Genomic DNA, 23,944 nt, shown 5'->3' with positions numbered 1-23,944 from the left:
GGCAGGCCGCGAAGAAAGGGTGGATCAGGTGAAAATCCGGGTTAACCGTGACGTGCTGGCCGACGCGGTCGCGTGGGCGGCCAGGGTCCTGCCCAGCCGGCCCGTGACGCCCGTGCTCTCCGGGCTCCTGCTGGAGGCGGGCGAGGAGCTGAGCCTGTCCGCGTTCGACTACGACGTGTCGGCGCGCGCCCTGGTCGACGCCGACGTGGCCGAGTCCGGCAGCGTGCTGATCCCCGGCCGGCTGCTCGCCGAGATCAGCAGGAGCCTGCCCGCCGACGACGTCGAGCTGGTCACCGAGGGCCAGGAGGCGGTGCTCACCTGCGGCAGCGCCGAGTTCGGGCTGATCACCATGCCCGTCGAGGACTTCCCGAGCCTGCCCGCGATGCCGCCCGCCATCGGCGCGATCGGCGGCGGCGTCTTCGCCTCGGCCGTCGGCCAGGTGGCCCCGGCCTCCAGCCGCGACGACACGCTGCCGATGCTGACCGGCATCAGGGTCGACGTCGACGGCGACCTCGTCACGATGGCGGCCACCGACCGCTATCGCATCGCGGCCCGCGAGTTCGCCTGGCGTCCGGCCAGCCCCACCGCCTCGGTCTCGGCCATGGTGCCGGCCCGCGTGCTGGTCGAGGTGGCCAAGTCGCTGCGCGGCGGCGAGGTGTCGGTCGCGTTCGGCGACGGCGTGGCGGGCTTCGAGAGCGTCGGGCGCAGCACCACGGTGCGGCTGCTCGACGAGCAGTTCATCGACTACCGCACCCGGCTGACCGCCGACTGGTCGATCCGGGCCGACGTGCCGGTGGCGCCGTTCGTGGCGGCCATCAAGCGGGTGGCGCTGGTGGCCGAGCGCAACACGGCGATCCGCCTGTCGTTCAGCCAGGGCCAGGTGCGCATCCAGGCGGGGGGCGGCGACATCGGCCGGGGCTCGGAGGTGGTCGAGTGCGAGCTGCGCGGCGACGACATCCAGATCGCCTTCCAGTCGCAGTTCATCCTCGACGGGCTCGTCGGCATCGAGACCGACCTGGCGCGCATCAACATGGAGTCGCCGACCAGGCCCGCCCTGATCCAGGACGTGCCCGGTGACGCCGAGCCCGCCTTCCGCTACCTGGTGATGTCGCTACGGCTGAGCTGAGATCAGCCTGAAGACCCTCTTGAACTCGGCGTAGGTCTCCTCGCCGACGGCCTTGGCGTAGCGGTCCTCGATGGCGGCCACGATCGCGTCGGAGCGGGCCATCTCGTCGAGCCCCTTGCGGGTGGGCACGATGAGCTTGGCCCGGCGGTCGGCCGGGTCGGGTTGCCGCTCCACGTAGCCGAGCTCGACGAGCTCGTCCACGAGCGTGCCGACGACCTGCTTGTGCTGCCCCGACAGGGCGGCCAGGTCGGTGGCCCGGCTGCCTTCCTCGTTCAGGTAGGCCAGCACGGCCCCGTGGCGCGGCCTGAGCCGCGGATGCCCCTGCTCGGCAAGGGTGGAGAAGAGCTCTCGCTGCAGCCGGAAGAGCATGCGGCTGCTCAGGACCCCGATGTCGGGGTCGGCTTGCTTGTTGTCACTGCGGCGCACGGCCACATCCTCCTATTAGTCACCAAACTTGACCGTCATTATTTCTTACTATACGTTGGCTGCATGAGCGGGACGCACCGGTTCCGCCTGATGAGAGAGAGCCGACATGACGATTTTGATCACTGGCGCGACCGGCACCGTCTCCAGTGCCCTGCTGCGCGCCCTGCCCAGCACCGACGACGTCCGCGTGCTCGTCCGCGACCTGGCCAAAGCGCCTGACGGCGTCGAGGCGGTGGCCGGCGACCTGGACCGGCCCGACACCCTGGAGCCCGCGTTCAAGGGCGTCGACACGCTCTGGCTGCTCACCGCGATGGGCCCGCAGGCGCCCCACGCCAGCATGAACGCCGTCTGGGCCGCCCGTCAGGCGGGCGTGCGCCACGTGGTCCGCATGTCGGCCATCGGCGCCTCCCATGACGCCCCCACCCGCAACGGCCGCCTGCACGCCCTGTCCGACGTGGAGCTGACCGCCTCCGGGCTCGACTGGACGATCATCCGCCCGGCGTTCTTCATGCAGAACCTCTTCGGCTCGATCAACGGCACGACCCTGTACGGGTCCACCGGCGAGGGCAGGATCGGCCTGATCGACGTGCGCGACATCGCCGAGTTCGGCGCCCGCGTGCTGGCGGACCCGTCGGCGCACCGGGGCAGGACCTACACGCTCACCGGGCCGGAGAGCATCTCGCTGCGCGAGGCCGCCTCCCGGCTGACCCCCGTCTACGGCACGCCCATCGGCTACGAGCCGGTCTCCCCGGAAGGCGCCTACGAGGCGATGCTGGGCGCCGGGCTGCGCGAATGGGACGCGGCGGTCAACACCGAATACGCTCGCGCCTACGCGAGCGGCTGGGGCGACTACACCACCGAGGACTTCGCCGGCGTCGTCGGCCGTCCGGCGCGCTCCTTCGAGGAGTTCGCCGCCGACCACGCCGACAGGCTCAGGCCCTGAGCTCCTACGGCTCCGACTCCGTCAGGGCGATGAGGATGTGCTCCATGCAGGCGTGCCCGGCCCGCTCGGCGGCGCTGACGTCGCCGGCGGCGATGGCGCGGGCGATCGCGTCATGCGGGATGTAGCTCTTGTTGAGCGAGGTGCCCGCCGCGGTGATGCTGGCCCGCAGCGCCGCGGAGAAGTCCTCGTAGAGGTCGATGAGCACCAGGTTGTGGGTGGCGTGCGCGACCGCCATGTGGAAGGCCAGGTCGGCCTCGACGAACCGGTCGGGGTCGTCCAGCTCCCAGGCCCGGTCACGCTCGGCCAGCGCGGCCTCGATGAGCCGGATGTCCTCGTCGGTGCGGCGGGTGGCGGCCAGCCGGGCCGACTCGACCTCCAGCGCGCGGCGCACCTCGAAGATCTCCAGCTGCTCGGCCTGCCGCAGGCGCCTGAGCATGGCCCCCGAGAGCTCGCTGGTCGCCCGTACGTAGGTGCCGTCGCCCTGCCGGCACTCCAGGAGACCGGCGTGGGTGAGCGCGCGTACGGCCTCCCGAACGGTGTTGCGCCCGACTCCGAGTTGCTCGGCGAGCACGGTCTCGGTCGGGATCTTGCCGTTCATCGGCCACGACCCTGAGGTGATCTGTTCCTTGAGCTGGTCGATCACCTGGTCGACGAGCGAAGCCCGCTGCGCCGTACGCAGACTCACAGTCCGCCTCCTCCGGGGGAAACCAATCATCCTATGAGTCAATGACTGGGAAACCCTAGTGTATTCCAGCCGCTAAATGCTGGAGCCCCCGGAGGGTAGGTTCAGCGGGAAACTGTGGAATCGGCGGTCAGCCCGGCCAGCATGGAACGGACCCCGGCGGCTTCCAGCGCCTTACGATAAGCGGCGGTCTGCTGTGCTCGGTCCGCCACCTGGCCGTAAAGGTCGCCCAGCTCACGCCAGCAGCGCGCGGCCGGCCGGTCGGAGCCGAACGGCTGCCGGTTGCGCCCGGCGAGCAGCGTGTGGGCCGCCCCCAGATGCGCCGACGGGTCGCCGCCCAGACCGATCGCGACCGTGGCGTGCAGCAGGTGCGCCTCCGCCGTGGCCGTGCCCGGGACGTCACGCAGCAGGTCGAGCGCCTGCGACGCGAGCTCGCCGGCCCGCACCAGGTCGTTGGCCCGCAGCCGGACCCGCGCGTGCGCGATCAGGCTCTCGCCGTGCTCGCGCTCGTTGCCCGGGTGGGCGCCGAACGTCCGCGCCGCCTGCTCGACCAGGCGCTCGGCCTCGTCGATCGGCGCCGTGGCCAGCCGCGCCCAGTGCATCGCCGTACGGGCGAGCTGCAGCGCGAGCCGTCGCTGACGGCCGGCGTTGATGGCGTCGTCGGCGAGCCGGACGGCCAGCGCGGAGTCCTCGCCCGCGGCCGCCGCGTTGCTCGCCTGCCAGAGCGAGTGCACCTCTCCGGAACGGTCCACATCATCCGGCGCCTCGCTGAGATCGAGCACCTTCTTGACGTAATCCAGCTCGGCGGAGTGGCCCTCGCGGTCGCCGCGCGCCTCGACCAGCACGGCGGCCAGGTCGACGGCGATCTCGCCCTGCGTGATGGACATGCGCTCGGCCTGCTCCAGCGCGCGGACGGCCAGGTCGCGGGCGCGCAGCCGGTCGCCGGCCCGCTGGTAGCAGCGGCTCAGCGCGATGGTCAGCGGCAGGTCGGCCAGGCGCTCGGGATGCGCGGCGGCCTCCCGGCGCAGCCGCTCGAAGGCCTCGACGGCCTGCCCGAGCCGGCCCTGCGCCTCCAGCGCGCGCGCCCTGCCGAAGCGGGCCTGCGCCGTGAGCATGGCGTTTTCCTCGTCGGCCGCCTTGACGATCTCCGTGTAGCGCTCGGCGGCCACCACCGGGTCACCGTGCTGCAGCTCCAGCTCGGCATGGCGGAGCCCGAGCTCGGTGTCGATCCGTTGCCGAGGCTCGATCCCATGCAGGAGGAACTCGGTGGTGCATCCCAGCCTCTCGGCCAGGAGACGGGCGACGACGGGAGTCGGCGTGCGCTTGCCCGACTCGATCAGCGAGACGTAACTGTCCGACAGGTCGGGTCCGGCCAGCTGGGCCTGCGACATCCGCCTGTTCAGCCGCAATCCTCGGACGCGGTCACCGATGGTTCCCTGACTCGGCATCTCATCTCTCAAGGCGGGGAAGGGTCAACAACACGCAATGATTGCACGAAGTAGCCGAATCTGGTATCCCCGGGTGAAGAATTCCCCACCTGGAGATTAATCGTCTCCGTCATCCTTGCCGGGAAATAGCATCTGGCAGACCTCCAGGTACAAGGTCTCCGGATACGGAATGTACTCCACGTTGGACAGTGCCTGGTCCTGGCCGGCGGACTCCAGGATGAACTCTCCGTAGCCGAGCATGCGCCCAAGCAGAGATCGCTGGAAGCTCATGTCGGTGACTTTCGCCAACGGCATCATCGCCACTTTGCGCGTGATCAGGCCGGTGGTCAAGAGCATCCGTTTCGAGGTCACCACAAAGTAATCGACCGACCACTCCGCGACTTTCCATACGAAACGGATCAGCAGCAGCAGCCAGAGCCACCACACGACGACGAGGGCCGTGCCGCCCCCCTCGCCGCCGCCGAAGAATCGGCTGAGCAGTCCGGCGATGATCAGGCCGCCGAAGACCTCGGCGACCGGACGGAGCAGCACGGCTGGGTGACGCCGCACCATGATGACCTGTTGTTCGTGGGGGAGTAGATAACGGTTGACCGACGACGGAGCAGAGTCCCCGTGGGTCACAAGTCTCATGCGAGGTTGTTCACGAATTGAGCCAGCGAGTCGGCCGCGTTGAACACGGTGTCGAACGCCCCTCTGACCGCGTCAGCGGCGTCCGCTGGTCGCGCGAACAGGTAGTACGCGACAAACGCGATACCACCGTATGTGAGGACTTTTTTGACCTGCACTGTCGCCTCCGTACCACTTACCCACTACACCCGCCGTATACATTACCCACCCTGTTGCCGGGGTAAAGGTGCTCTTGGCGAGCTAGTTATGATCTTGCCTAGCCTCGGTCACTGGCCACCAGAGCGAGGACGTGGAGGTGTTTGCGGGCGATCCGCTCGACGAGGCTGGGGTGGGCATAGCCGGTGACCTCCAGCGCCCCGTAATGAGCGGCCTCGACGCAGCGCGTCACCGTCGCGGAGGAGTGGACGCCCGCGAACTCCTCGCACAGGGCCGTCTCCACCTCCGAGTACGGGCTCGGATCCGCCTCGGTGCTCACGACGCCACCCCGGCGGACTGAATAACGCTCATCGTGCTCCCCCACGCCCTGCGGAAGTTGCCTTCCTCACTCTACGTACCCACACAAGTACAGTATGTAACGAAGAGGTCGCAGCGCGTGGGTCGTTCAGACGACTCCGTAGAGGCGGTCGCCCGCGTCACCCAGGCCCGGGACGATGTAGCCGTTCTCGTTCAGCCGCTCGTCGAGCGCCGCCGTCACGACCCGGACGGGCTTGCCGGAGCTGGCGAACACCTTGTCCATGTACGCCAGGCCCTCGGGGGCGGCCAGCAGGCACAGCGCCGTGACGTCCACGGCCCCCCGGTCGAACAGGAACTGCACCGCGGCGGCCAGCGTGCCGCCCGTGGCCAGCATCGGGTCGACCACGTAGCACTGCCGCCCGGACAGGTCGTCGGGCAGTCGCGTCGCGTACGTCTCGGCCTGCAGCGTCGACTCGTTGCGGATCATGCCGAGGAAGCCGACCTCGGCCGTCGGCAGCAGCCGCGTCATGCCCTCCAGCATGCCGAGCCCGGCGCGCAGGATCGGGACCACGAGCGGCGCCGGCTTGGCCAGCCGCACGCCCTTGGCCGTGGCGACCGGGGTCTCGACGGTCACGTCGGTGACGCGGACGTCGCGGGTGGCCTCGTACGCGAGCAGCGTCACCAGCTCGTCCGCGAGCCTGCGGAAGGTGGGAGAGTCGGTGCGGACATCGCGCAGCGTGGTGAGCTTGTGCGCCACGAGCGGATGGTCGACGACGAGGGTTTCCATAAGGGACAACGCTATCTTGTGTGACACGTACCGGCACGTTGTGGTCTTGGTTTTGATCACAATTTGGTCGGAGCGGCACACGACGGCAGGCCGGTTCTGGAACGATTGGAAACCGGCTAGAGGCTATGGTCCGACAGGGCCGGCTGTGGGGGATGGCGATGGCGATGACAGACGAAGACGCGCTCGATTTCGCCATCGTGGTCTACCGCGAGGACGAGTGCTGGGACGCCGAGCTGCTGCCGGTCGCGCTCACGTCCGACCTCCAGGGCCTGATCAAGGCCCTGCGCCAGCAGCCGAGCGAGAGCGGCACGATTGGCCTGGTCGCCGTGGGGGATGAGTTCTTCGTGGCGCTGCGCGTGCTCGGCGATCGGGTCGATGTCTTCCTCTCCGACATCGCCGCGTCGTGGGACTTCCCGCTGGCCAGGCAGGTTCTCGACTACCTCGACGTGCCCGTGCCCGACGAGGAGGAGCTCGACGAGATCCTGCAGGACGAGGACACCGCGCTGCCCGCCGGTGACCTGTCGATCTTCGCCGACCTCGGGCTCGACGAGATGGAGCTGGGCATCCTGTCCGGCGACGTCGACCTGCTGCCCGACGAGGTGCTGTCGAGCGTCGCCGCACGGCTGGGCTTCTCCGAGCCGTTCGAGCGTGCCATCGAATCGGTCTTCGACTGACCCCCTGGAGCGCACATGGCGGCCAACACCTTCTCTGCGGCCTTCGTCAAGACCGCCGGCGGCTGGAGTGGCGCCGAGGTCGACCTGCGTGACGCCGAGATCGTCGACGACCTGGGCGACGCCGTGACCGAGGCGCTCGGCCTGGCCGGCGACGAGCTGGCGCTGCTCTGCGTCGAGGTGGAGGACGAGTGGTTCGCCATCGTCCGCTACCGCGACGACGACGAGCCCCGGGTCTTTCTCTCCGACGCCCACGCGGTGCCCGCCGACCATCTGGGCGAGCTGTTCGCCGAGTTCGCCGGCGTCGTGCCCGACAAAGAGGGCAACGAGCTCGGCGTCCGCCCCGCCGGGGACTTCGAGCTCCTGTCCGACCTCGGCGTCAGCTCCGAGGAGCTGCTGGAGCTGAGCATGGAGGAGGGCATGCTGCCCGCCGACATCCTCTCCGTGCTCGCCGAGAAGTTGTCGTTCGCCGACGAGCTCGACCGGCTGAGATGAGCCACGAGGCCGCGATGCGCCTGGCCCTCGCCCAGGCCGCCGCGGCCGGCGCCCGCGGCGAGGTCCCCGTCGGCGCCGTCGTGCTCGGCCCGCGGGGCGAGGTCCTCGCCGAGGCCGGCAACGACCGCGAGGCGAGCGCCGACCCCACCGCGCACGCCGAGGTGCTCGCGCTGCGCGCCGCCGCCCGCCTGCTCGGGAGCTGGCGCCTGACCGGCTGCACGCTCGTCGTCACGCTCGAACCCTGCACGATGTGCGCCGGCGCCGCCGTCCTGTCCCGCGTCGACAGGATCGTGTACGGGGCCGTCGACGAGAAGGGCGGGGCCGCCGGGTCCCTCTGGGACGTGGTCCGCGACCGCCGGCTCAACCATCGGCCCGAGGTCGTCATGGGCGTCCTGGCCGAGGAGAGCTCCGAGATCCTTAAGAAGTTCTTCGGCACTCGGCGGATCCGGTAAGCTCGTCGGCGGTGGTGTCGCCTAGTGGCCGAGGGCGCACGCCTCGAAAGCGTGTGATGGGGCAACTCATCCGTGGGTTCAAATCCCACCACCACCGCTCACGACGAAGAGCCTCCCCGCGGGGAGGCTCTTCGCGTTTCCGGACACGAAAAAGGGCCGCGGATTCGCGGCCCTTTTCAGCTCGGCAGTTCGAGCACCCTGGCGTGCAGGATCGATCGCTGGTGCAGCGCCGCGCGCAGCGCCCGGTGCAGGCCGTCCTCCAGATAGAGATCGCCCTGCCACTGCACCACGTGCGGGAACAGGTCGCCGTAGAAGGTGGAGTCGGCGGCCAGCAGCGAATGCAGGTCCAGCATGGCCTTCGTGGTGATCAAAGAGTCGAGCCGGACCTGCCGCGGCGGTATCTGCGCCCACTCGCGGTTGGACAAACCATGTTCGGGATAAGGCCGTCCATCGCCGACCAGCTTGAAGATCACCCCCCTCATTTTAGGAGAGATTTCGAATACATGCGCTCTCGACGACCGTCACAGCAGGTCGGAGGGGGTGCATCGGCCGGGCTGGCCGGTCTTGTAGCCGACCTGGAAAGCCGCCACGCGCTGCTGCGAACTGCCGTGGGTGAACGACTCCGGGTCGACCCGCCCGCCGCTGCGCCGCTGGATCCGGTCGTCGCCCACGGCCGCCGCCGCGTCGAGCGCCTGGGCGATGTCGGCGTCGGTGAACCGCTGCTCGTAGAAGCCGCCCTCGTAGGCGTTCCTGGCCCACACGCCGGCGTAGCAGTCGGCCTGGAGCTCGGTGGCCACCGAACCGCCGCCTTCCAGCGCGCCGAGCAGGTTCTGCACGTGGTGGCCGTATTCGTGGGCGATCACGTACGCCTGCGCGAACGGGCCGCCCTGCGCGCCGAACTGGGTGCGCAGCTGGTCGAAGAAGCTCAGGTCCAAATAGACGCGCTGGTCGCCGGGGCAGTAGAACGGCCCGACGGAGGAGTCGGCCGCCCCGCAGGCCGTGCGGACGCCGCCCGTGTAGAGGACGGTCTTGGCCGTCGTGTATTCGGGCAGCTCCTTCTTCCAGTAGTCCTGGATGCTGTTGACCACGCCGACGACCTGGCACTTCTCGCTCTGGTCGGCGTCCCTGCCGGTGCGGCACTGCTCGGCGAGGTTGGCGGGCGGCTGCCGCTGGGCGGGCTCGGGCTCGCCGCCCACGTTGCCGAGCAGGGCGAACACGACGAACGCGATCAGCGTGACGATGCCGCCGCCGCCGATGACCATGCCGCCGGGGCCGCCGGGGAACCGGCCGCCGCCGCCTTGGCCGCCGGCGTCCTGCACCTGCGAGGCGTCGAGGTTGACGTCGTCCCTGAAATCCATGCGCGCCCCTTTCCTGGGGCTGGTCCGCTTCCCAGAAAGCCGTCCTGGGTAACATGTGACTATGTCGACCGGAATCGTAGGAATCGCGCTGATTTCTCTGGGAATGGTGCTGACCCCGGGACCGAACATGATCTATCTGGTCTCCCGGTCGATCTCCCAAGGCCGCCGCGCCGGCCTCATCTCCCTCGGGGGCGTCTTCGTCGGGTTCTCCACCTACCTGGCCGCCACCTGCCTCGGCCTGACCGCCGTCTTCGCGTACGTGCCCGCCGCCTACACCGCGCTGAAGCTCGCCGGCGCCGCCTACCTGCTCTGGCTGGCCTGGAACGCGGTCAAGCCCGGCGGCACCTCCGCCTTCGAGGCCCGCGAGCTGCCCGTCGAGGCGCCGCGGCGGCTGTTCGCGATGGGGCTGTTCACCTGCCTGCTCAACCCCAAGATCGCTATCCTCTACCTGTCGCTGCTCCCGCAGTTCATCGACCCGGCCCAGGGCCACATCCTGCTCCAGAGCCTCGTGCTCGGCTCGGCCCAGATCGCCGTCGGCACCCTGGTCAACGCGCTGATCGTGCTCACCGCCGGCAGCCTCGCCGTGTTCCTGGGCCGCCGCCCGCTGTGGGTCCGCGTGCAGAGGTACGTGACCGGCACCGTGCTGGGCATCATCGCCATCCGCATGGCCACCGACCGGTCCAAGGCCCTGACCGCCGCCTAGGCGTACTCAGGGGAAGTCTCAGGGACTCACCGGAGGTTCGCCCCGGCGCGATCGAGAACAATCGACGTCATGAACCTGAAGAGAACGGGCGCGATCGCGGCCCTGCTGGGGCTGGCCGCGATGACGGTGGGCTGCGGGGTCGTGGGCGGCCCGCAGCACGAGGACACGGTGTCCTACGACGTCACCGGCACGGTGACCGCGCTTCAGGTCGAGGCCGACTCGGGCGAGATCGAGGTGGTCGAGTCCGATCGGCAGGGCGTGCACGTCACCGAGCACCTCACCTGGAACAAGAGCAAGCCCAAGCCCACCCACGAGGTCCACGACGGCACGCTCGTGCTCAAGTTCACCTGTCCGAGCGGCTGGGTGGGCAACCTGAACTGCGAGGTCGGCTACAAGGTCGAGATCCCGCGCGGGCTGCGCGTCAAGGCCGGCAGCGACTCGGGCGAGGTGACGCTGCGCGGCCTGTCCGGGCAGGTGGAGGTGACCAGCGACTCCGGCGCCATCGAGGCCACCGGGCTCACCGGCAAGCAGGTCGCGGCAAGGACCGACTCCGGCGGCATCGACCTGGCCTTCGCCGGCGCCCCGGACAGCGTGGAGACGAAGTCCGACTCCGGCAACGCGCTGATCCGCGTGCCGGACGGGTCGTACAACATCACCGCCAAGTCCGACTCCGGCAACAAGGACGTCGGCGCCACGCACGACCCGTCGGCGGCCAGGACGATCCGCATGGTCACCGACTCCGGCGACGTCGAGGTCCGGGCCGCGTAAACGGTCAGGGCCCGTTCACCGGGGAATCGCCCGTCAGCCCGGCGGCCAGGCCGCCGGGAGCCTTGTGGCCCCAGTACGTGAACACCGCCGCCTCGCCCAGCTCGCCCTTCGGCACCGGCGTGCAGAGGACGAACCCGGCCGTGCTGCCGAGCAGCGCCGTCGACCCCTCGCCGTCGGTGAAGCGCGCCAGCACCCGGAAGTCCTCGACGCCGCCCAGCTCGGGCAGCCGGCGGCCGGGATCCATGCCGTGCACCGGGCCGCCCTCGGGCATGCAGTCGCGGATCATCCGCGCCTGCTCGGGGTGTTGGCCGGCAGCCTGATCAGCTCGGCGGCGGCGTCGCGCCCTCCGATGCCAGGAAGGCCCGTCAGGGGGTAGGCGATGACCGCGCCCACCAGGCACGCGCCCACCAGCCCCGCCACCGACCAGGACGTCCGCCGCCGCCGTGCCGAACGGGCGAGCGCCCGGTCTACGTACGCGCGCGGGTGGACCAGCCGGGCAGGACTCCTCTGGTCTCACCCGCATAGATGCGGCGGAGGCGGTGGATCTATGGCGTGTCGCGGCTCAGTCGTTCGGCGTGGTCGCGGAACCAGTCGAGCATGAACCGGCCCGAGGCGATGCCGTAGGAGAGCGCGGCGCGCTGATGGGTGGCCAGGTCGCGGTGCTCATCGGGGACGCTGACGGCGTCGAGGCGCTCGTCGAGGTCCGTGAGGGTGGCGAGGTCCGCCTCGATGCGCGCCGTGATGCGGCGCATCACCGGCAGGCGTTCGGGCTGCTCGACCAGGCCGAGGAAGTAGAGCCTGGCCAGCGCCGCGGTCTCCAGGTCCGGCCCTGCCGGGTCCGCCGTCATCCAGGTGCGGAACTCCTCGCGGCCGGCGTCGGTCACGCGGTAGACCTTGCGCCCGCGGCCGCCCTCGACGCTGGCCACCTCGATGAGCCCCCGGGCGAGCAGGCCGTCGAGGGCGCGTTTGATGCTGCCTGAGCTGGCGCTGTAGAAGAGCGCGACTCCGCTCTCGAACGCCTTGATGAGGTCGTAGAAGCTCATCGGGGTGATCAGGAGCAGACCGAGGATCACGTGGGCCACCGGCCGAGTCTAGCCCTGTTGACTCTCATAGACATGTCTAATAGATATGTCTATGAGAGATGTCTAAGAGAGATAAGGGGTCGCGCTCATGGTTCCCGCCGACATCGACGCCCGCATGAACCGCCTGCTGGACAAGCTCGCCGCCCGGCGCGGCCTCCACCACGTCAACCTCGCCGTCGCCCGAGGGGACTGGGGCTGGTCCGGCGCCGCCGGGTTACCAGGTCCCGACACGCCGTTCTTCGTCGCCAGCGTGACCAAGCGGTTCATCATCACGCTGGTCCTCCAGGCCCACGAACGCGGCGAGCTCGCCCTGGACGCGCCCATCACCGCCTACCTGCCCACGGAGATCACCGACCGGCTCCACGTCCTCGACGGCATCGACCGCACCCCCGAGATCACCGTGCGCCACCTGGCCAGCCACACCTCCGGGCTGCCCGACTTCTTCGAGTACCGAGGCGACGGCCCCAGCCTCTTCAAGCACCTGGCCGCCGGCGAGGACGTCTCCTGGACGTTCGAGGAGGCCATCGAGATGGCCCGGCGGCAGGGCCCGCACTTCGCGCCCCAGGACCTCACCGCCCCCCGGCAGAAGGCCCGCTACTCCGACACCGGCTTCCAGCTGCTCATCCGCATCGTGGAGACGGTCACCGGCCGGTCGTTCGCCGACCTGCTCGCCGACCGCGTCACCGGGCCGCTGGGCCTGACGAGCACCGGGCTCCCGGACCGTCCCGTGCCCCTCTACGCCCGGCGCCGCCGCGTGGACCTGCCCGGCCTGGTGAGATCGTCCAACGACCTGATCAGCACCACCGGCGACCTCCTCACCTTCCAGCAGGCGCTGCTCAAGGGCGAGCTCTTCAAGGACCCGCGCACGGTGGACCTCCTCACCGAGCGGCGCAACCGCCTGCGCAACGTCCCCGTGCTCACGTACGGGCTGGGCACCATGTTCTTCACCGTGGGCCGCCTGGCCGCGCCGAGCCGCCACCCCGCCACGCTCGTGGGCCATTCGGGGGTCACCGGCACCTGGCTCTTCCACTGCCCCGAGCTCGACCTCCACCTGGCCGGCACCGTCGACCAGCTGGAAGGCAGGGCCGTCCCGTTCCGGATCATGGCCCGCTGCCTGAGCATCTGGCGAACCTGACCGTCAGCTCCCGTCGTGGTGGCGCCACGGGAACTCGCCCTCCGGCCGGGCCGGCGCCGTCCCGCTGCCCGGTCAGCCGATGAAGGGTTCGAGGCCGAAACGGCCCCATGCGACGAAGGCGGCCAGGGCGAGGTAGACCAGGTTCCCCGCGGCCGACATGACCTCACCACGGCGCAGGTGCGTGACCATCGCGCCGACCATCAGCACCACCACGCCGACCGCCGCCACCGGCACCAGAACTGGCACGATGCCGGTCACGGCGGGCAGGACGAGTCCCACCGCTCCCAGGACCTCGACGGTCCCGAGGATCTTCAGGAACCCGACGCTGAAGTCGGCGGTCCAACCCGCGCCGCGCATGGCGGCCATCTTCTCCCGGGGCACGATCAGCTTGCCGACGCCACCGATGAGGAGGACGACGGCCAGCAACCCGGCGCAGATCCACAGAGCGAGATTCATGAGATTTCTCCTGACAAGGGCTGTAGGCGTATCGGTCCTGCTCGTCACCCGTGCCGACCGGGCCGGTAGTCGCCGGCGGGCTGCCGGGTGATGACGTTCACGCGGTTGACGGCGTTGATGAGGGCGATGAGGGACACCAAGGCGGCGAGCTGGTCCTCGTCGTAGTGCTTGGCGGCATTCGCCCAGACCTCGTCGCTGACGCCACCGGCCGCGTCAGCGATGCGGGTGCCCTGCTCGGCGTCCTTGCTGTGCATGTCCACGCAGAGTTGCCGAAGAGGTTCAAGCGAGCATCCATCGTGCTCTCCTTGTCGTCGTTCCGTTGTCGCCCCTCTAGGACAGGGCAGCCCGCCCGCCTGTGACGGCGGCGAATGTGACGTGCGTCTCCCCTTCCGTGCGGACGCTGCGCGGCTACCCTGCGGTACGTCATCGCGGCCGTACGCGAGTCGGGGAGGATTCCGTGCTTGGATCAACAGCGCAGAAAGAGGCTGCCGGTTACCGGCCGCTGCTGTTCTCCATCGCCTACGGGATGACCGGGTCCGTGGGCGATGCCGAGGACATCGTGCAGGACGCGTTCCTCGGCCTGACCCGGGCGTACCAGGCGGGGACCGTGATCGACAACCTGAAGGCGTACCTGACCACGGCCGTGACGCGACTGAGCCTCAACCACCTGAGTTCGGCGCGGGTGCTCCGGGAGACCTATGTCGGCGAGTGGCTGCCGGAGCCGGTCGTCGTGCTCGCCGACCTGCCCGGACCGGCCGAGCGCGCTGAGCTGTCCGACTCGCTGTCGATGGCCTTCCTGGTGCTGCTGGAGTCGCTCACGCCGATGGAGCGGGCCGTGTTCGTGCTGCGCGAGGTGTTCGGGTACGGCTATCCGGAGGTGGCTGGGATCACCGGCAAGACCGAGGCGAACTGCCGGCAGATCTTCGCCCGCGCCCGGCAGCACATCGCCGCCGGAGGGCAGGTCGAGGGCAGTGCGCTGTCCCGCGAGCGCCGGGCGGAAGGCGAGGAACTCGCGCGCAGGTTCTTCGTGGCCGCCGAGGGCGGCGATATGGACGCCCTGCTCGGCCTGCTCGCACCTGACGTGGTGCTCCACGGGGACGGGGGCGGCAAGGCGCGGGCCTTCGGGAGTCGTCTGGCCGGGCGGCCGGCTGTCATACGGCTGCTCCTCGGCGTGTTCCGCCGGGGCGGGATCCTGGGCGTCTCCCTCCGGCCGGCCTCGATCAACGGCCGTCCGGGCGCTGTCAAGTACGACGCCGAAGGCCGCGTGATCGGGGTGGTCGAGCTCGACATCGCTGATGGCGTGGTCCGCGCGATCCACGCGGTGGCCAACCCCGACAAGCTCGCGCACATCGGGCCGGTATCCGATCTAGGACGGCTCTAGGAGTGATGGCGCAGCTCACGATCATCTGCAGGCTGTCTCAAAGGCGCAGAGCGACGGCACTCCACGAATGGGGGTTGGTCGTCGGCCGTTCCGAACGTGCAGGTGTGACCGTTGAGGTGCCCGTGGGGAGGGGTCGTTACGGCCTGCGGGCTCACCTGAGGCCCGAACGCCAGAAGGGGTGTGCCGTGATCACGGCACACCCCTTCTGGGCTGGCGGAGGATGGGGGATTTGAACCCCCGAAAGGTTGCCCTTTACACGCTTTCCAAGCGTGCGCCCTCGGCCACTAGGCGAATCCTCCGCCGACGAGCTTACCGGACTTCCGGACGTGTGAAGACCACCATTTCCCGGGAGCGAGCGTGGAGCGAGCACTGCCGCATCCCGCTAGACTGTCGGTGGACCCCTCGCGCGGCGTCATCCTGTGAACCTCCCCAGGGCCGGAAGGCAGCAAGGATAAGCGGGCTCTGGCGGGTGTGCGAGGGGTTCTCTTCGTTAGGAGCCCCTCGCAGGCGGGATGGTCGCATGAGCCTTGCGCTTTACCGCAAGTACCGGCCCGGGACCTTCGCCGAGGTCAAGGGTCAGGAACACGTCACAGACCCGCTGCGGCAGGCGCTGCGCACCGGCCGAGTCAACCACGCCTACCTCTTCAGCGGCCCGCGCGGCTGCGGCAAGACCTCCAGCGCCCGCATCCTGGCCCGCTCGCTCAACTGCGAGAAGGGCCCGACGCCCGACCCGTGCGGCACCTGCGAGTCCTGTGTCGCGCTGGCTCCGACGGGGCCCGGTCACCTCGACGTGATCGAGATCGACGCGGCCTCCCACGGTGGCGTCGACGACGCCCGCGACCTGCGCGAGCGAGCCTTCTTCGCGCCGGTCTCCGCGCGCTACAAGATCTACATCATCGACGAGGCGCACATGGTGACCCGCGAGGGTTTCAACGCGCTGCTCAAGCTCGTCGAGGAGCCGCCGCCGCACTTGAAGTTCATCTTCGCGACGACCGAGCCGGAAAAGGTCATCGGCACCATCAAGTCGCGTACCCACCACTACCCGTTCCGGCTGATGCCGCCCGCGACGCTGCGCGCGCTGATGGAGGAGATCCTCACCTCCGAGAGCGTCCCGTACGAGCCGGCCGCGCTGCCGCTCGTCGTCCGCGCCGGCGCCGGGTCGGCGCGTGACTCGCTGTCGATCCTCGACCAGCTCCTCGCCGGGGCCGAGGACGACGGCATCACCTACGCCAAGGCCGTGTCGCTGCTCGGCTACACCGATGGCGACCTGCTCGACGACGTCGTGGCCGCGTTCGCCGAGCGTGACGGCGGCCGGGTGTTCCAGACGGTCAGCCGGGTCATCGAGGGCGGCCACGACCCGCGCCGCTTCGCCTCCGACCTGCTGGAGCGCTTCCGTGACCTGGTCATCCTGGCCAACGTCCCCGAGGCCGCCACCAGCGGGCTGCTCGACCGGCCCGCCGACGAGCTGGAGCGTCTCGTCCAGCAGGCCGCGTCCATGGGGCCCGCCGAGCTCACCCGGGCCGCCGAGATCTTCAACGCCGGGCTCACGGAGATGCGCGGCGCGACCTCGCCGCGGCTCCTGCTGGAGCTGATGTGCGCCCGCGTCCTGCTCCCGGCCGTCTCGCAGGACGAGACCGCCCTGCTCGCCCGCCTCGAACGCCTCGAACGCGGCGGCGCCGTCGCCCAGATGGCCGCCCGCGCGTCCGCCCCTCCGCTCCCGCAGTCCGACAGTACGGGGCACGGCGCGGCGGGGCACGGCGGGCCGGTGCGTGAGGCCGTGCAGGGTGGGGTGGCGGTTCCCGCCCAGGGCGCGGCGTCCTACACGGCAGGCGGCCCGGGCGGTGGCGCTCCTGCCGGTGGCGCGGCGCAGGGGAGTGGCCCGGGCGAGGCGGCGGCGCAGAAGGCCGGTCCGGGGGAGGGGCGCGTGGCGCGGCCCTCCGGCGACGACTGGCCCGAGACCGTACGCCCCGGCGCCGCGCCGCCGGCCGCTGCCGCACCGGCGGCTCCCGCGCAGAGCGGCGCCGGGCCCGTGTCCGGCGGCGCTTCCGGTGGGCCCGTCGCCGGCGGGGCGGGGGCGATCCAGCAGCAGTGGCCCGCGGTCCTGGCAGCGCTCAAGCAGCGCAGCATCGTCGTGTGGGCGAACGTGAGCACCAACGCCCAGGTGGTGGGCGTCGAGGGCAACCTGGTCACCCTCGGCTTCACCCAGGTCGGTGCGATGAAGAACTTCACCGGCGGCGGCAAGGACGCCGTGGTGGCCGGCGCGCTGGGCGACGTGCTGGGCGGCACCTGGCGCGTGGAGGCCGTGGTGGGCGGCGGCCCGCAGGCGGCCCCGCGCGGTCCTCAGCCGGGCGGCTCCCACCCGGGCGGCTCGCATTCCGGCGGGCCTCAGGGGCATGCGCCGGGGTCGCACCCGGGCGGCGCTTCCGGGTCCCATCCTGGCGGGGCGTCGGGGGCGCATCCCGGGGGCGGATCGGGTTCTCATCCCGGCGGTCCGTCCGGGGCGCAGGGCGCATCCGGCGGCGACGCGGCGGACGGGCAGCAGGGCGGCTCCCACGTTGGCGGCGCCGACGGGCGCACGGGCGGGCCTTCCGGGCCGCCGTCCGGGCCCGCGGGCGCGCGTCCCGAGGGAGGCGCGGGATCACGCCCCGGCGGCCCCGCGGGGTCGCACGCGGGCGCTGCGGGGCCGCACGGGGCCGCCACGAGCTCGTACGGGGACGCGGACGGCAGGGGAGGCGCCGCAGGCGGTCCGCACGACGCGGCGGGCGCCCACGCGGCACAGGACGGCGCGCAGGGGCCCGGCGGGGCGGCGGGCGGCCCTCAGACGACGGACGAGTCGTGGCCGACGGCGCCCGACGACCCGGGGCTCGGCTCGCCTCCCACGCCCGACCCCACCCAGACGGCTCCTGGACGGTCCGGGGGCGGCGCGGTGGGCGCCGGGCTGGCGGCGGCCCGTTCGGCGGCCAGGGCGGCCGCTCAGGCGGGTCCCCGGACCGGGGCTCGTGCCGGCGGCGGCCGGGCGGGAGCGGCGTCCGGGTGGCCGGACGCGGTGCCCCGGCGGGACAAGAGCCTGGAGACGGACGACGTCGACCCGCTGAACGACGCGGACGCCGACGTGGACGCCGTCTCGGGCATGGCGCTCCTCCAGCGCGAGCTCGGCGCCCAGGTGATCGGCGAGATCGACCACACCTGACCCCGGGCGCGAACCCGGTGGCAGGCGCGGATTCTGACGGTGTCGCGGTTACCTGTCAGTAGCGGGCGGCGCAGGATCATGGGGCGCGGAGGCGGGCGTGGGCTGCGGCGGCGCGGGGATCGCAGGCAGGGAGGCTGCGGGTGATGCGTTCGAGGACCTGGTGGTCGTCGCGGCCGCCCTCCGTCTGGGCGTAGGCCCACAGGTCCTGGGGGGTGCCGTGGCGCAGCAGCGTGGTGCGGACCTGGACCTCCAGCTCGTCACGGGCGCGGCGGATCTCGGGTGACTCCGAGCGCGGCAGCAGCGGCCCGGCGTAGGCGCGGGCCAGGGCCGCCGGGTCGCCGGCCGACAGCAGGCGGCGCAGCTCCAGGAAGTCGGCGTCGACGGGCGAGGTCAGCCGGTACGGCTTCGCCTCGACGATGGCGCCGAGCTGGGCGCGCAGCCGGTGCACCTCGGCCCTGATGGTGACGGGGTTGCCCGCGTCCCCGTACAGATGGAAGGAGAGCTGGTCGGCAGAGAGGCCGCGCGGGTGGAGGGCGAGGAGGGCGAGGATCTCGGCGTGCCGCAGGGAGAGCGGCAGCTTGCGGCCGTTGACGACGGCGGTCGGCGGGCCGTCGCCGAGCAGGGTGAGGCCGAGCGGGGAGGCGGTGACGGTCGGGGTGGCGCGCAGGAGGTAGCCGCCCGAGAAGGGCTCCAGGACGGCGACGCGGCCGTCGCGCAGGATCATGCGGTCTCCGGTGGTGGGGAGCGGGACGCGGGAGCCGAGGCGGCCGGAGGGGTCGCCGGCGATGACGCGGCCGGTGGGGGAGAGCAGGATGGTGGAACGGGCGCGCAGGCCCTCGTAGCGGCGGCGCAGCGCGTCGTCGCGTTCGTGCATGCGCAGCGCGAGCTGGGTCTCGGCGAGCTTGGCCGCGGCGCCGACGAGGGCGACCGTGGCGGGGTGGAGGCTGGGCGCGGTGCCGCTGACGTCGACGCAGCCGAGGACCTGGCCGGAGTCGGGGTCGATGATCGGGGCGGCGCTGCACGACCAGACGTGCAGCACGCGCATGAGGTGTTCCTCCGAGTAGACGTGCACGGGGCGGCGCAGGGCCAGGGCGGTGCCGATGCCGTTGGTGCCGACGATGCCCTCGCCCCAGTGGTGGCCGGTGGCGAGGCCGACCTGGTCGGCGCGGCGCAGGGTGGCGGCGTGGCCCTCGCGCCACAGCACCCGGCCGTCGGAGTCGGTGACGAGGACGATGTTCTCGCTCTCGTCGGCGGAGCGGCCCAGGGTCTGGGCGAGGAGCGAGAGCAGCGGCTGGAGCGGGTGCGAGGCGCGCACGTCCTTGATGGTGGCGCTGTCGAAGGCCAGCGGGGCGGCGGTGGCGTCGAGGTCGATGCCGGCGTCGAGGGAGCGCCTCCAGGAGGCGCCGATCATGCCGCGGGGCTCGGCGGGGGTCACCTCGTCGGCGCTGAGGCTGTCGTGTGCCGCGCGCAGGCGGCGGGAGTATGCGTTCAAGTGAGCGTAACTCATCGGCCACTCCATGTAATCGGCCCCCAAGGCGAGCATCCGTTGTACAGGGCTTCCGGCGCAACCCGTTCGAGGGATTGCTTAGGGTGATTGAATGATCGCAACCTGTGTGCAACGTGGTGACGTCTACCGTTCCTCTCGACGCACCGGCATGGTGCGGCCGCTCCGGCCGGTGTGATGGCCGGGTCCCGGACACTGGAGGGGGGCCGGGATCCGGCCAGAATGAGGCCGGAGCGCGAAACACCTGCATGCCTGCCAGTACATGACCGCGCCCAAACACCGTAGGCTCGTGGCAGTCAAGAACGCGGAGCCACGAGGAGCGCACGACGGTGAACCCAGGGGATGTCAACCTGCAGCAGCTGCTGGAGCAGGCCCAGCTCATGCAGCAGCAGCTTGTGAGCGCCCAGCAGGAGCTCAACGATGCGCAGATCGAGGGCTCGGCCGGTGGCGGGATGGTCACGGCCGTCGTCAACGGCTCGGGCGAGCTGCTCGAGCTCAAGATCAACCCGAGCGTGATCGACGCCGCGGACCCGCAGGACACGGCCGACACGATCGCCGATCTGGTGATCGCCGCCGTGCGCGACGCCATCAGGGCGGCCTCCGACCTGCAGCAGGAGAAGCTGGGCCCGCTGGCCCAGGGGCTCGGTGGCGGCGGCCTCGGCCAGTTGCCGGGGTTCTAGACGATGTACGAAGGGGTCGTCCAGAACCTGATCGACGAGCTGGGTCTGCTTCCTGGCGTCGGTCCCAAGAGCGCGCAGCGGATCGCCTTCCACCTGCTGGCGGCCGATCCGGCCGACGTCAAGCGGCTGGCGCACGCGCTCCTGGAGGTCAAGGAGAAGGTCCGGTTCTGCCGGGTGTGCGGCAACGTGGCCTCCGAGGAGGAGTGCCGCATCTGCCGTGACGCGCGCCGCGACACGCACGTGATCTGCGTGGTCGAGGAGTCGAAGGACGTCGTCGCGATCGAGAAGACGCGCGAGTTCCGCGGCACCTATCACGTGCTCGGCGGCGCGATCAGCCCGATCGACGGCGTCGGCCCCGACGACCTGCGCATCCGTGAGCTCATGACCCGGCTGGCCGACGGCCGGGTGACCGAGCTCATCCTCGCCACCGATCCCAATCTCGAGGGTGAGGCGACGGCGACCTATCTCGCCCGTCTGGTGAAGCCGATGGGTGTGAAAGTGACACGACTGGCCAGCGGTCTGCCTGTGGGCGGTGACCTCGAGTACGCCGACGAGGTGACCTTGGGCCGCGCGTTCGAAGGACGGAGGCTGCTGGATGTCTGACGAGTGGAGCATCCTGGCGGAGGAGATCGCCGGACACGCGAGCAACTATGTGGACGGCCTGGCGAGAGTGGCGGGCGGCGAGGGCGGCGACGCCATCTGGTCGCTGCTGCTGGTCGAGGTCGCGCAGGTGAGCCTGGCCGGGGCCAAGCTCGGCGCGAACCGCGACGTGATCCTGTCGGGCAACTACGAGCCGCCGCTGAGCGAGGACCCCGACATCGACGGGGTGCGCACGGCGCTGGCCGAGAGGCTCGGCCCGGTCGACGACTACGCCGAGGTGTTCGACCCGTACAAGGACACGGGGGTCACGCCGTACAGGCTCTCCGACGACCTGACGGCGGTGGCGGCCGACCTCATCCACGGGCTGCGTCACTATCAGGCCGGGCGGCCGGCCGAGGCGCTGTGGTGGTGGCAGTACTCCTACTTCAACACCTGGGGCAACCACGCGGGCGCGGCCATGCGGGCGCTGCAGGCTCTGGCCGCGCATTCGCGGCTTGACGTGGCGGAGGAGGCCACCACCGTCTGACGGGTGTCCACATAGTGGTTGAGCCATCAGTGGCATGAGAGCCCCCAAGTAGACTGGCACCTCACAGTCCAGACCGGGAGACTCTCGTGGCGCTCGTTGTGCAAAAGTACGGTGGTTCGTCCGTCGCCGACGCGTCCTGCATCAAGCGGGTCGCGCAGCGGATCGTCGCGACGAAAAAAGCCGGCAACAACGTGGTCGTCATCGTCTCCGCCATGGGTGACACGACGGACGAGCTGCTCGACCTGGCTCAGCAGGTGTCGCCGCTGCCTCCGGGCCGCGAGCTCGACATGCTGCTGACCTCCGGCGAGCGCATCTCCATGGCGCTGCTGGCGATGGCGATCGCCAACCTGGGGCACGAGGCCCGTTCGTTCACGGGCTCGCAGGCGGGTGTGATCACCGACTCGACGCACGGCAAGGCGCGCATCATAGACGTGACGCCGAGCCGCATACAGGAGGCTCTCGACCAGGGCCACATCGCGATCGTGGCCGGTTTCCAGGGTGTCTCGCAGGAGTCGAAGGACATCACGACGCTGGGCCGCGGCGGCTCCGACACGACGGCGGTCGCGCTGGCGGCGGCCCTGGAGGCCGACGTCTGCGAGATCTACACCGACGTCGACGGGATCTTCACCGCCGACCCGCGCATCGTGCCGGCCGCGCGGCAGATCCCCAGGATCTCCTACGACGAGATGATGGAGATGGCGGCCTGCGGCGCGAAAATCCTGCACCTGCGCTGCGTCGAGTATGCTCGCCGCTTCAACCTGCCGATTCACGTACGCAGCTCGTTCAGTAACAGGGAAGGCACGTGGGTCGTCTCCGACCCTTACCACGAAGGAACCGAGATGGAGCAGCCGATCATCTCCGGCGTCGCGCACGACCGGAGCGAGGCCAAGATCACTGTTGTCGGGGTGCCCGACAAGGTCGGTGAGGCTGCCACGATCTTCAAAACTCTGGCCAACGCCGAGATCAACATCGACATGATCGTGCAGAACGTCTCGGCCGCTGCGACCGGTCGCACCGACATCTCCTTCACGCTGCCCACGGCCGACAGCCAGACGGCGCTGACGGCGCTGAAGAAGATCCAGAGTGAGATCGGCTACGAGTCGCTGCTCTTCGACGACCAGATCGGGAAGGTGTCGCTGATCGGCGCGGGCATGCGCTCGCACCCCGGCGTCACGGCGACGTTCTTCGCGGCTCTCGCCGACGCGGGGGTCAACATCGAGATGATCTCCACGTCGGAGATCCGCATCTCCGTGATCGTCGAGCAGGACGGTGTCGACGCGGCCGTGGCGGCCGCCCACCGTGCCTTCGATCTCGACTCCGACCAGGTCGAAGCCGTTGTGTATGGAGGTTCAGGACGATGAGCAGGCCCAATCTCGCCCTGATCGGGGCCACCGGAGCCGTCGGCACCGTCATGCGGGACATCGTCTCCTCGCGTGACGACATCTGGGGCGAGGTGCGCCTGGTGGCGTCGCCGCGCTCGGCCGGCAAGGTGCTCCAGGTGCGCGGCGAGGACGTCGTCGTGCAGGCGCTGGCACCCGAGGTGTTCGACGGCATCGACATCGCCATCTTCGACGTGCCCGACGAGGTGTCGGCCGTGTGGGTGCCGATCGCGGCCGAGCGCGGCGCGATCGCGATCGACAAGTCGGGCACGTTCCGCATGGAGCCGGACGTCCCGCTGGTGGTGCCCGAGGTCAACCCGCTCGACGCGCGTGAGCGGCCGCGCAACATCATCTCGACGCCCAACTGCACGACGCTGTCGATGATGGCGGCCATGGGCGCGCTGCACGCCGAATACACGCTGACCGAGCTGGTCGTCGCCTCCTACCAGGCGGTCTCCGGCGCGGGCGTGGCGGGCTCGGCCCGGCTCTACGACGAGGTCGAGGCGCTGGCCGGCGACCGGTCGATCGGCCAGACGGCCGGTGACGTGCGCAAGGCGCTGGCCAACAAGCTGCCCGACGACTCGCCGTTCCCGGCGCCGATCGCGTTCAACGTGGTGCCGTGGGCGGGCTCGTACAAGGACGGCGGGTGGGCCTCCGAGGAGCTCAAGCTGCGCAACGAGTCGCGCAAGATCCTCGGCATCCCCGACCTCAAGGTCTCGGCGACCTGCGTCAGGGTGCCGGTGATCACCACGCACTCGCTGGCCGTGCACGCGCGGTTCGCGCGCGAGATCACGGTCGCCGACGCGCACCGGGTGCTGGGCGCCGCGCCGACGGTGGTTCTCATGGACGACCCGGCCAACGGGGTCTACCCGACCCCCGCCGACGTGGTGGGCACCGACCCGACCTATGTGGGCCGGGTGCGTCAGGCGGTCGACTTCCCCAACACGCTGGATCTGTTCGTGTGCGGTGACAACCTGCGCAAGGGCGCCGCGCTGAACGCGGCGGAAATCGCCGAGCTGGTCGCGTCCGAGTTCTGACGGGTTTCTGAAGTCCGGGCTCCGTCCACCGGCTG

Annotated in this window: 29 protein-coding genes, 2 tRNA genes and 1 other RNA gene; 17 read left to right on the top strand and 15 right to left on the bottom strand. The window is 70.6% G+C overall.

The genetic code is table 11. The features are described from left to right. Nucleotides 1-28 precede the first annotated feature (28 nt). Entirely contained in the window at nucleotides 29-1,126 is a 1,098-nt protein-coding gene (gene dnaN, locus ACWDXC_RS27060; protein WP_219508169.1) for a DNA polymerase III subunit beta, read from the top strand. On the opposite strand, the gene ACWDXC_RS27055 is transcribed toward dnaN, so the two are convergent. Then, nucleotides 1,112-1,552 carry a MarR family winged helix-turn-helix transcriptional regulator gene (locus ACWDXC_RS27055; protein ID WP_357592587.1) on the bottom strand — a complete coding sequence of 147 codons (441 nt, stop codon included), beginning with the start codon at nucleotides 1,550-1,552 and terminating at the stop codon, nucleotides 1,112-1,114. The two genes, dnaN and ACWDXC_RS27055, sit on opposite strands and share 15 nt — an antisense overlap. Nucleotides 1,553-1,658: 106 nt before the next feature. Between ACWDXC_RS27055 and ACWDXC_RS27050 the strand changes: the two genes are divergently transcribed. Next, nucleotides 1,659-2,495 (top strand): SDR family oxidoreductase, encoded by an 837-nt coding sequence (locus ACWDXC_RS27050; protein WP_364168460.1) that lies wholly within the window; start codon nucleotides 1,659-1,661, stop codon nucleotides 2,493-2,495. Between the two features lie 4 nt (nucleotides 2,496-2,499). On the opposite strand, the gene ACWDXC_RS27045 is transcribed toward ACWDXC_RS27050, so the two are convergent. The 5 genes from ACWDXC_RS27045 to upp form a co-directional block, all read right to left on the bottom strand. After that, complete coding sequence (locus ACWDXC_RS27045) at nucleotides 2,500-3,180, bottom strand: FadR/GntR family transcriptional regulator (protein ID WP_219508172.1); 681 nt, start codon at nucleotides 3,178-3,180, stop codon at nucleotides 2,500-2,502. Nucleotides 3,181-3,281: 101 nt separating this feature from the next. Further along, on the bottom strand, nucleotides 3,282-4,625 hold the full coding sequence (locus tag ACWDXC_RS27040; protein WP_449986387.1) for a helix-turn-helix domain-containing protein: 1,344 nt from the start codon (nucleotides 4,623-4,625) through the stop codon (nucleotides 3,282-3,284). Between the two features lie 96 nt (nucleotides 4,626-4,721). Beyond that, the gene (locus ACWDXC_RS27035; RefSeq protein WP_219508174.1) at nucleotides 4,722-5,255 is read right to left on the bottom strand and encodes a PH domain-containing protein; all 534 of its coding nucleotides are present in this window, start codon (nucleotides 5,253-5,255) and stop codon (nucleotides 4,722-4,724) included. A gap of 253 nt (nucleotides 5,256-5,508) precedes the next feature. Continuing rightward, entirely contained in the window at nucleotides 5,509-5,727 is a 219-nt protein-coding gene (locus tag ACWDXC_RS27030) for a hypothetical protein (RefSeq protein WP_219508175.1), read from the bottom strand. Nucleotides 5,728-5,853: 126 nt separating this feature from the next. Further along, the gene (upp, locus tag ACWDXC_RS27025) at nucleotides 5,854-6,492 is read right to left on the bottom strand and encodes a uracil phosphoribosyltransferase (protein ID WP_449986385.1); all 639 of its coding nucleotides are present in this window, start codon (nucleotides 6,490-6,492) and stop codon (nucleotides 5,854-5,856) included. A gap of 158 nt (nucleotides 6,493-6,650) precedes the next feature. Between upp and ACWDXC_RS27020 the strand changes: the two genes are divergently transcribed. The 4 genes from ACWDXC_RS27020 to ACWDXC_RS27005 all read left to right on the top strand — a co-directional run bounded on the left by ACWDXC_RS27020 (nucleotide 6,651) and on the right by ACWDXC_RS27005 (nucleotide 8,207). Next, entirely contained in the window at nucleotides 6,651-7,166 is a 516-nt protein-coding gene (locus tag ACWDXC_RS27020; RefSeq protein ID WP_219508177.1) for a tRNA adenosine deaminase-associated protein, read from the top strand. Between the two features lie 15 nt (nucleotides 7,167-7,181). Then, entirely contained in the window at nucleotides 7,182-7,658 is a 477-nt protein-coding gene (locus ACWDXC_RS27015; protein ID WP_219508178.1) for a tRNA adenosine deaminase-associated protein, read from the top strand. Next, on the top strand, nucleotides 7,655-8,110 hold the full coding sequence (gene tadA / locus ACWDXC_RS27010) for a tRNA adenosine(34) deaminase TadA (protein WP_449986382.1): 456 nt from the start codon (nucleotides 7,655-7,657) through the stop codon (nucleotides 8,108-8,110). The genes ACWDXC_RS27015 and tadA overlap by 4 nt, the downstream gene beginning before the upstream one ends. A gap of 10 nt (nucleotides 8,111-8,120) precedes the next feature. Beyond that, nucleotides 8,121-8,207, top strand: a tRNA-Ser gene (locus tag ACWDXC_RS27005). Nucleotides 8,208-8,286: 79 nt separating this feature from the next. Here ACWDXC_RS27005 and ACWDXC_RS27000 read toward each other — a convergent pair. Both ACWDXC_RS27000 and ypfJ read right to left on the bottom strand, forming a co-directional pair. Beyond that, on the bottom strand, nucleotides 8,287-8,583 hold the full coding sequence (locus ACWDXC_RS27000) for a type II toxin-antitoxin system VapB family antitoxin (RefSeq protein WP_219508180.1): 297 nt from the start codon (nucleotides 8,581-8,583) through the stop codon (nucleotides 8,287-8,289). Nucleotides 8,584-8,631: 48 nt separating this feature from the next. Next, the gene (ypfJ, locus tag ACWDXC_RS26995; RefSeq protein ID WP_449986380.1) at nucleotides 8,632-9,468 is read right to left on the bottom strand and encodes a KPN_02809 family neutral zinc metallopeptidase; all 837 of its coding nucleotides are present in this window, start codon (nucleotides 9,466-9,468) and stop codon (nucleotides 8,632-8,634) included. A 61-nt stretch (nucleotides 9,469-9,529) separates the two neighbouring features. Here ypfJ and ACWDXC_RS26990 point away from each other — a divergent pair, with 61 nt between their 5' ends. Together ACWDXC_RS26990 and ACWDXC_RS26985 are read left to right on the top strand one after the other, a co-directional pair. Further along, nucleotides 9,530-10,171, top strand: a complete 642-nt coding sequence (locus ACWDXC_RS26990) for a LysE family translocator (protein ID WP_375074783.1) — start codon at nucleotides 9,530-9,532, stop codon at nucleotides 10,169-10,171. 69 nt (nucleotides 10,172-10,240) lie between these two features. Beyond that, nucleotides 10,241-10,939: a DUF4097 family beta strand repeat-containing protein gene (locus tag ACWDXC_RS26985; protein WP_449986378.1), complete on the top strand. Its 699-nt coding sequence runs from the start codon at nucleotides 10,241-10,243 to the stop codon at nucleotides 10,937-10,939. Between the two features lie 4 nt (nucleotides 10,940-10,943). On the opposite strand, the gene ACWDXC_RS26980 is transcribed toward ACWDXC_RS26985, so the two are convergent. The 3 genes from ACWDXC_RS26980 to ACWDXC_RS26970 all read right to left on the bottom strand — a co-directional run bounded on the left by ACWDXC_RS26980 (nucleotide 10,944) and on the right by ACWDXC_RS26970 (nucleotide 12,021). Next, the gene (locus tag ACWDXC_RS26980) at nucleotides 10,944-11,225 is read right to left on the bottom strand and encodes a hypothetical protein (RefSeq protein ID WP_449986376.1); all 282 of its coding nucleotides are present in this window, start codon (nucleotides 11,223-11,225) and stop codon (nucleotides 10,944-10,946) included. After that, a complete protein-coding gene (locus ACWDXC_RS26975) occupies nucleotides 11,222-11,359 on the bottom strand; it encodes a hypothetical protein (protein WP_449986374.1) in 138 nt (45 codons plus the stop codon). Before ACWDXC_RS26975 ends, ACWDXC_RS26980 begins: the two co-directional genes overlap by 4 nt. A gap of 125 nt (nucleotides 11,360-11,484) precedes the next feature. Further along, nucleotides 11,485-12,021: a helix-turn-helix transcriptional regulator gene (locus tag ACWDXC_RS26970; protein WP_449986372.1), complete on the bottom strand. Its 537-nt coding sequence runs from the start codon at nucleotides 12,019-12,021 to the stop codon at nucleotides 11,485-11,487. An 88-nt stretch (nucleotides 12,022-12,109) separates the two neighbouring features. Here ACWDXC_RS26970 and ACWDXC_RS26965 point away from each other — a divergent pair, with 88 nt between their 5' ends. After that, nucleotides 12,110-13,156: a serine hydrolase domain-containing protein gene (locus ACWDXC_RS26965; RefSeq protein WP_449986371.1), complete on the top strand. Its 1,047-nt coding sequence runs from the start codon at nucleotides 12,110-12,112 to the stop codon at nucleotides 13,154-13,156. Nucleotides 13,157-13,228: 72 nt separating this feature from the next. Here the strand turns inward: ACWDXC_RS26965 and ACWDXC_RS26960 are convergent, their stop codons facing one another. Both ACWDXC_RS26960 and ACWDXC_RS26955 read right to left on the bottom strand, forming a co-directional pair. Continuing rightward, nucleotides 13,229-13,612: a DoxX family protein gene (locus ACWDXC_RS26960; protein ID WP_449986370.1), complete on the bottom strand. Its 384-nt coding sequence runs from the start codon at nucleotides 13,610-13,612 to the stop codon at nucleotides 13,229-13,231. A 44-nt stretch (nucleotides 13,613-13,656) separates the two neighbouring features. Continuing rightward, nucleotides 13,657-13,866 carry a carboxymuconolactone decarboxylase family protein gene (locus ACWDXC_RS26955; RefSeq protein WP_449986369.1) on the bottom strand — a complete coding sequence of 70 codons (210 nt, stop codon included), beginning with the start codon at nucleotides 13,864-13,866 and terminating at the stop codon, nucleotides 13,657-13,659. A gap of 203 nt (nucleotides 13,867-14,069) precedes the next feature. Between ACWDXC_RS26955 and sigJ the strand changes: the two genes are divergently transcribed. Next, the gene (gene sigJ, locus ACWDXC_RS26950; RefSeq protein ID WP_449986368.1) at nucleotides 14,070-14,993 is read left to right on the top strand and encodes an RNA polymerase sigma factor SigJ; all 924 of its coding nucleotides are present in this window, start codon (nucleotides 14,070-14,072) and stop codon (nucleotides 14,991-14,993) included. A gap of 211 nt (nucleotides 14,994-15,204) precedes the next feature. Here sigJ and ACWDXC_RS26945 read toward each other — a convergent pair. After that, nucleotides 15,205-15,292, bottom strand: a tRNA-Ser gene (locus ACWDXC_RS26945). 94 nt (nucleotides 15,293-15,386) lie between these two features. On the opposite strand from ACWDXC_RS26945, the gene ffs reads away from it, so the two are divergent. Both ffs and ACWDXC_RS26935 read left to right on the top strand, forming a co-directional pair. Continuing rightward, an RNA gene (gene ffs / locus ACWDXC_RS26940) (signal recognition particle sRNA small type) lies at nucleotides 15,387-15,482 on the top strand. Between the two features lie 31 nt (nucleotides 15,483-15,513). Continuing rightward, nucleotides 15,514-18,183, top strand: a complete 2,670-nt coding sequence (locus ACWDXC_RS26935; RefSeq protein ID WP_449986367.1) for a DNA polymerase III subunit gamma and tau — start codon at nucleotides 15,514-15,516, stop codon at nucleotides 18,181-18,183. Nucleotides 18,184-18,259: 76 nt separating this feature from the next. On the opposite strand, the gene ACWDXC_RS26930 is transcribed toward ACWDXC_RS26935, so the two are convergent. Continuing rightward, the gene (locus ACWDXC_RS26930) at nucleotides 18,260-19,690 is read right to left on the bottom strand and encodes a GAF domain-containing protein (RefSeq protein WP_449986365.1); all 1,431 of its coding nucleotides are present in this window, start codon (nucleotides 19,688-19,690) and stop codon (nucleotides 18,260-18,262) included. A 326-nt stretch (nucleotides 19,691-20,016) separates the two neighbouring features. Here ACWDXC_RS26930 and ACWDXC_RS26925 point away from each other — a divergent pair, with 326 nt between their 5' ends. The 5 genes from ACWDXC_RS26925 to ACWDXC_RS26905 all read left to right on the top strand — a co-directional run bounded on the left by ACWDXC_RS26925 (nucleotide 20,017) and on the right by ACWDXC_RS26905 (nucleotide 23,909). Next, nucleotides 20,017-20,367 (top strand): YbaB/EbfC family nucleoid-associated protein, encoded by a 351-nt coding sequence (locus ACWDXC_RS26925; RefSeq protein WP_219508191.1) that lies wholly within the window; start codon nucleotides 20,017-20,019, stop codon nucleotides 20,365-20,367. 3 nt (nucleotides 20,368-20,370) lie between these two features. Next, the gene (recR, locus tag ACWDXC_RS26920) at nucleotides 20,371-20,970 is read left to right on the top strand and encodes a recombination mediator RecR (RefSeq protein ID WP_219508192.1); all 600 of its coding nucleotides are present in this window, start codon (nucleotides 20,371-20,373) and stop codon (nucleotides 20,968-20,970) included. Further along, on the top strand, nucleotides 20,963-21,493 hold the full coding sequence (locus ACWDXC_RS26915; protein ID WP_219508193.1) for a DUF5063 domain-containing protein: 531 nt from the start codon (nucleotides 20,963-20,965) through the stop codon (nucleotides 21,491-21,493). The genes recR and ACWDXC_RS26915 overlap by 8 nt, the downstream gene beginning before the upstream one ends. A gap of 86 nt (nucleotides 21,494-21,579) precedes the next feature. Continuing rightward, a complete protein-coding gene (locus tag ACWDXC_RS26910; RefSeq protein ID WP_219508194.1) occupies nucleotides 21,580-22,854 on the top strand; it encodes an aspartate kinase in 1,275 nt (424 codons plus the stop codon). Continuing rightward, the gene (locus tag ACWDXC_RS26905; RefSeq protein ID WP_219508195.1) at nucleotides 22,851-23,909 is read left to right on the top strand and encodes an aspartate-semialdehyde dehydrogenase; all 1,059 of its coding nucleotides are present in this window, start codon (nucleotides 22,851-22,853) and stop codon (nucleotides 23,907-23,909) included. Before ACWDXC_RS26910 ends, ACWDXC_RS26905 begins: the two co-directional genes overlap by 4 nt. The last annotated feature ends 35 nt before the right edge of the window (nucleotides 23,910-23,944 follow it).

Source organism: Nonomuraea sp. NPDC003214, assembly GCF_053590035.1.
The sequence above is the reverse complement of the archived record's forward strand: the minus strand, read 5'-3'. Positions and strand labels throughout refer to the sequence as shown.

What these genes read in the sequence shown, in the direction of transcription:
- ACWDXC_RS26935 (WP_449986367.1), top strand. Translation starts at nt 15,514, where the DNA reads ATGAGCCTTGCGCTTTACCGCAAGTACCGGCCCGGGACCTTCGCCGAG.
- ACWDXC_RS27035 (WP_219508174.1), bottom strand. Translation starts at nt 5,255, where the DNA reads ATGAGACTTGTGACCCACGGGGACTCTGCTCCGTCGTCGGTCAACCGT.
- ACWDXC_RS27015 (WP_219508178.1), top strand. Translation starts at nt 7,182, where the DNA reads ATGGCGGCCAACACCTTCTCTGCGGCCTTCGTCAAGACCGCCGGCGGC.
- tadA (WP_449986382.1), top strand. Translation starts at nt 7,655, where the DNA reads ATGAGCCACGAGGCCGCGATGCGCCTGGCCCTCGCCCAGGCCGCCGCG.
- ACWDXC_RS26915 (WP_219508193.1), top strand. Translation starts at nt 20,963, where the DNA reads ATGTCTGACGAGTGGAGCATCCTGGCGGAGGAGATCGCCGGACACGCG.
- ACWDXC_RS26960 (WP_449986370.1), bottom strand. Translation starts at nt 13,612, where the DNA reads ATGAATCTCGCTCTGTGGATCTGCGCCGGGTTGCTGGCCGTCGTCCTC.
- ACWDXC_RS26985 (WP_449986378.1), top strand. Translation starts at nt 10,241, where the DNA reads ATGAACCTGAAGAGAACGGGCGCGATCGCGGCCCTGCTGGGGCTGGCC.
- ACWDXC_RS26990 (WP_375074783.1), top strand. Translation starts at nt 9,530, where the DNA reads ATGTCGACCGGAATCGTAGGAATCGCGCTGATTTCTCTGGGAATGGTG.
- ACWDXC_RS27020 (WP_219508177.1), top strand. Translation starts at nt 6,651, where the DNA reads ATGGCGATGACAGACGAAGACGCGCTCGATTTCGCCATCGTGGTCTAC.
- ACWDXC_RS26905 (WP_219508195.1), top strand. Translation starts at nt 22,851, where the DNA reads ATGAGCAGGCCCAATCTCGCCCTGATCGGGGCCACCGGAGCCGTCGGC.
- ACWDXC_RS27040 (WP_449986387.1), bottom strand. Translation starts at nt 4,625, where the DNA reads ATGCCGAGTCAGGGAACCATCGGTGACCGCGTCCGAGGATTGCGGCTG.
- ACWDXC_RS26965 (WP_449986371.1), top strand. Translation starts at nt 12,110, where the DNA reads ATGGTTCCCGCCGACATCGACGCCCGCATGAACCGCCTGCTGGACAAG.
- ACWDXC_RS26980 (WP_449986376.1), bottom strand. Translation starts at nt 11,225, where the DNA reads ATGATCCGCGACTGCATGCCCGAGGGCGGCCCGGTGCACGGCATGGAT.
- upp (WP_449986385.1), bottom strand. Translation starts at nt 6,492, where the DNA reads ATGGAAACCCTCGTCGTCGACCATCCGCTCGTGGCGCACAAGCTCACC.
- ACWDXC_RS26955 (WP_449986369.1), bottom strand. Translation starts at nt 13,866, where the DNA reads ATGCACAGCAAGGACGCCGAGCAGGGCACCCGCATCGCTGACGCGGCC.
- recR (WP_219508192.1), top strand. Translation starts at nt 20,371, where the DNA reads ATGTACGAAGGGGTCGTCCAGAACCTGATCGACGAGCTGGGTCTGCTT.
- ACWDXC_RS27050 (WP_364168460.1), top strand. Translation starts at nt 1,659, where the DNA reads ATGACGATTTTGATCACTGGCGCGACCGGCACCGTCTCCAGTGCCCTG.
- ACWDXC_RS26930 (WP_449986365.1), bottom strand. Translation starts at nt 19,690, where the DNA reads ATGAGTTACGCTCACTTGAACGCATACTCCCGCCGCCTGCGCGCGGCA.
- ypfJ (WP_449986380.1), bottom strand. Translation starts at nt 9,468, where the DNA reads ATGGATTTCAGGGACGACGTCAACCTCGACGCCTCGCAGGTGCAGGAC.